We start from the raw sequence: 3,951 nt of genomic DNA on the forward strand, positions 1-3,951 counted from the left end.
TTGGAAGGTTTCGCCTTCCCATCAGCCTTGGAGGCAACCGCAGGCCGGGCGCATGGGATCGCCAGCTCCCGGGGACCTGACGATCCGATTTCAGGCTGGAATGCGAACCGGCAGGCTGTGGTAGCCCTTGACGAACGGCGAAGCCACGCGCTCGGGCTCGCCCATCACTTCGATGACCGGGAAGCGCTTCAATATCTCCTCCCATACTACGCGTAGTTGCATCTCGGCGAGGCGGTTGCCGACGCAGCGGTGGATGCCGAAGCCGAACGATAGGTGCTGACGCGGGCGCTCGCGATCGATGATATAGGCGTTCGGGTTCTCGATCACCGCATCGTCGCGGTTGCCCGAGACGTACCACATGATCACCTTGTCGCCCTTCTTGATGGTCTTGCCGCCGAACTCCACGTCACGGGTTGCGGTGCGGCGCATATGCGCTAGCGGCGTCTGCCACCGTACCGTTTCAGACACCATCGACGGTATCAGTTCGGGGTTGGCGCGCAGCTTGGCGTACTGGTCCGGGTTCTGGTTCAAGGCCAGGACGCTGCCCGTGATCGTGTTACGCGTGGTGTCATTGCCTCCGACGATCAACAGCCCGACGTTGCCGAGGTATTCCATCGGACTCATGTTCCGGGTGGCCTCGCCGTGGGCCAGCATGGAGATCAGGTCACCTTGTGGCGGTGCGTTTACGCGCTCGTTCCAAAGCTGCGTGAAGGCGGCCAGGCACTCCATCAGCACCGCCAGCTTGGCGTCTTCGGTCTCAACCAGGGAGCCGGGCCCGGGGATGGCGGTGGCGACGTCCGACCAGTAGGTCAGCTTCCGACGGTCCTCGAAGGGAAAGTCGAACAGCGTAGCCAGCATCTGGGTGGTCAGTTCGATCGAGACACGGTCGACCCAGTCGAAAGTCTCGCCGATCGGCAACTCGTCCAGAATGCGCCCGGCCCGCTCGCGGATCAGGGGCTCCATGCGCGCCAGGCTTGAGGGTGAGAAGATCGGGCTGACGGTCTTGCGCTGGGCGTCGTGCTTCGGCGGGTCCATGGCAATGAAATTTGGCAGGCGCAATTCCGAACTCGGATCGAGGATGGCGATGCCGCCCAATTCAGCTTCCGATGAGAAGGCCTCGTGGTCGGTGTCCACGGCCATGATGTCGTTATAGCGGGTGATCGACCAGTAAGGCCCGAAGAAGCTCTGGCGGCAGTAGTGCACCGGATCCTCGCGGCGCAGGCGCTCGAAGAGCGGCCAGTGGCTATCAGTGCGCCAAAGCTCGACATCGCTGACGTCGATGTCCTCCAGCGGAGCGGCGTCGGCGTCGAAGTCCGCGGCAAGGGTGTTGGCACCGTCCGGCATTGCGTAGCTCCGTGGTCCGGGCTGGGTCTCAGATACGCTATTCGCCGTTCCTACCCTGTATAGTGGCAGCGTGGGGAGGTATGCGGCAAGCGACAATTCCATGCCCTGGCGGGACGCGGGCAGGTCGACCTGGACCAGATGTATACGCTCAACCAGCCCAGCCTGGGTCGGCGCCTGGAAGGTCTGCCCCGACAGCGGACGTCTGGAACTTCCGTTCAGGGTCGGGAGCAGACCATCGCCTGAGGGTGGGAAGCGAACATCGGCTACTAGTCCGGAACCGGACCGTCGCCCGCTTAATCAAGGCTTAGCCGCAATCTGGCAGACTTTCGCCATGGGCCACCGATCCATAACTATAAGCGACAACAAAGCCATCTTCGCCTGGGTCTTCATGGCCGTGTGGATGAGCTTCATGGCGGTCATGACTGCTTGGGCCTTCTGGCCGCCGGTCGATCTTCTCCGGCCGGCCGCACTGCCGTTTGCGGCCGTCTTCCTGTCCCTTTGGGTCTTTGGACTGGTAGGAAGCGCCGTCTCCTTCAGAACACCCCTGATGCGGCTGAACATCAAGGACGGCTGGGTCGTGGTGCGGGAAATCTGGCTGTGGAAGAGCGCGGAGGAGCGGTTCGCCGTCCGACAATGCGATCCGCCCGAAATCCTCCGCACTAAAGACTTCGACGGCGATCCCTCTTTCGCGCTGCAATTGCTCACACCGAACGGACGCAACCTGACCTTGGCCGAGGGCACTTGCGAGGCGGAGGTTGAGGCTACGCGGAACCGGCTGATCGCTGCGATGGGGACAACACCGGCGGCGCGCTGATCGAGCGTGGTGCCCCTGCACGTTTTCCCGCCAGCTTCTCCAGCACCTGGTGCCTCTACCGGTAATCCGTGACGACCACTGCGCCTAGCAAGCCCCTAGAATGTGCAACCCTGATTGCGACCGGCTTCTGGGATTCCAACAGCTGATAAACTTCCTCGGAAATGTAATATCTTCCGCCATCGATGGCCCCCCCCGATTTATAGGCTCAAGCCACGCCGAGTAATTGGGCGAGCCTACGCTTCCCTTCGGTCGGGAAACATCAAGTTTTCCGAGGCGCATTGGCTCGACGCGCTCTTGACCAAGAAAGGCCCCGTTGATGCTGGGTAGAATTCCTGTTGTCCAAATAGGCCAGCCCATGAGACCTGTTACCGCACAGATTATCGCTGCTAATTTCCTTAATTGCTCATCGTCAAAGACCCCGCCCGTAATACGCCAAGCCAAGGTGGAAAAAATCGCTGAAGCGATCAGGCCTTGCAACATAAGCCCGGAGCCGGGCGCGATACTGCGCGGCCAAGTCTCGCCAACAGTGATTGAAATGAACAAGGTCAGCGCAACGGGCAAAACAAGCGGCAGCGCCATCTTAAGCAGGAAACTGGCCGGGAGTGTCGGCGGGCGCGAGAGATGTTGCGAAGGCAGCGTTCTTTCCATGACACGTAGCTGCGCGATAAGATTTGAAAATCTAATGAATAGGCCGCATGGAAGTATACGGATTTTTATTTTCGATCAGTGTCGTGTTTGCCCGAGTCTGGGACACTCATCATTTCACGACTGAGCCCACTGAAGTGTTGTATTTCCGGATATAGTGCCATAGCCCGAATATTATCATTAATTGCAGCAGGAGCACGATTGCGTAGACAATAACAGTGGACCAATCGAAGCTGTAACCGCCTTGGATTGTACCGATAGAAGAGCCAACAGCCCAGGTCATTGGGAATAGTACAAGGATATTCCTTACAAACCCAAATACGATGCCATAGAAAACTCCGAAAACGAACAGCATCAATACCATGTCGATTGGGAAAGTGCCGATATGATATGCCGCAAAAGCTGCCCCGGCAATTATGGGAGCCAAAACGTATCCAAATGCTCTTTCAAACCTCAACTGTAGCCATCCGTAAACAAACAGCGGCTCCCACAACGAAATACCGTTAAATATTATATGTGGAATGGGGTTTCCATCGAATCCTTCCAGCGCCTGAAAAAGAGTATTCGAGAATATTGCTGCGAGAACCGCAGATATCAGAATCGAGGAAAATAAATTTTCTCTTTTGATTCCTAATGATGACAAGCCCTCTTTACATAGAACGAGAACAACAAACGCAGGTATCGTGGCGTTGAGAATAATATGTCCAATTAATACGAAACCAATAAAGAAGAAGGCAGGCTGCTCGAAACCGTACTTCGCATTGAGATAGTATATTCCGATCATTATTGCTGCTGTAATCGATGCCAGCAGCGTATCCAACCCTGGGTCAAACGTTACCGCACGACGATTACCTTTAGAACTTATCATGAACCGCTCCTTGGCAAACAAGTTTAATATACAAAGTAATTTGGGCGAGTCAAAGGTACTGACACGTTAAGTCGGCCCGGTCAGAAAGACCCCTCCCCCACCCTGGGATCAGGCGGCGACGGTCGCGGCTTCCCATTCCCTGTCCGCTCGGGCGCGCAGGATCCGGAGACCTGGTCCGGAAATCCGGTGGGGTTACAGATTGAACGTGTTGTAGACGGCGGAGTGGCTGGAGCGGAACCTCGGGGCAGACCGTCGGTCTGTTGTCTCGCTAACGTCCGCT

Annotated in this window: 3 protein-coding genes; 1 reads left to right on the top strand and 2 read right to left on the bottom strand. The window is 57.2% G+C overall.

Going from position 1 to position 3,951, the window contains the following annotated elements:
* Positions 1–90 precede the first annotated feature (90 nt).
* On the bottom strand, positions 91–1,344 hold the full coding sequence (locus ACOVQ0_RS14935) for a cytochrome P450 (RefSeq protein WP_421886058.1): 1,254 nt from the start codon (positions 1,342–1,344) through the stop codon (positions 91–93).
* 331 nt (positions 1,345–1,675) lie between these two features.
* Between ACOVQ0_RS14935 and ACOVQ0_RS14940 the strand changes: the two genes are divergently transcribed.
* A complete protein-coding gene (locus ACOVQ0_RS14940) occupies positions 1,676–2,158 on the top strand; it encodes a hypothetical protein (RefSeq protein ID WP_421886061.1) in 483 nt (160 codons plus the stop codon).
* A 757-nt stretch (positions 2,159–2,915) separates the two neighbouring features.
* Here the strand turns inward: ACOVQ0_RS14940 and ACOVQ0_RS14945 are convergent.
* The gene (locus ACOVQ0_RS14945) at positions 2,916–3,671 is read right to left on the bottom strand and encodes a type II CAAX prenyl endopeptidase Rce1 family protein (RefSeq protein ID WP_421886063.1); all 756 of its coding nucleotides are present in this window, start codon (positions 3,669–3,671) and stop codon (positions 2,916–2,918) included.
* Positions 3,672–3,951 lie beyond the last annotated feature (280 nt).

The organism is Novosphingobium sp., from assembly GCF_049240505.1.
In the GTDB taxonomy this organism is placed as follows: Bacteria; Pseudomonadota; Alphaproteobacteria; order Sphingomonadales; family Sphingomonadaceae; genus Novosphingobium.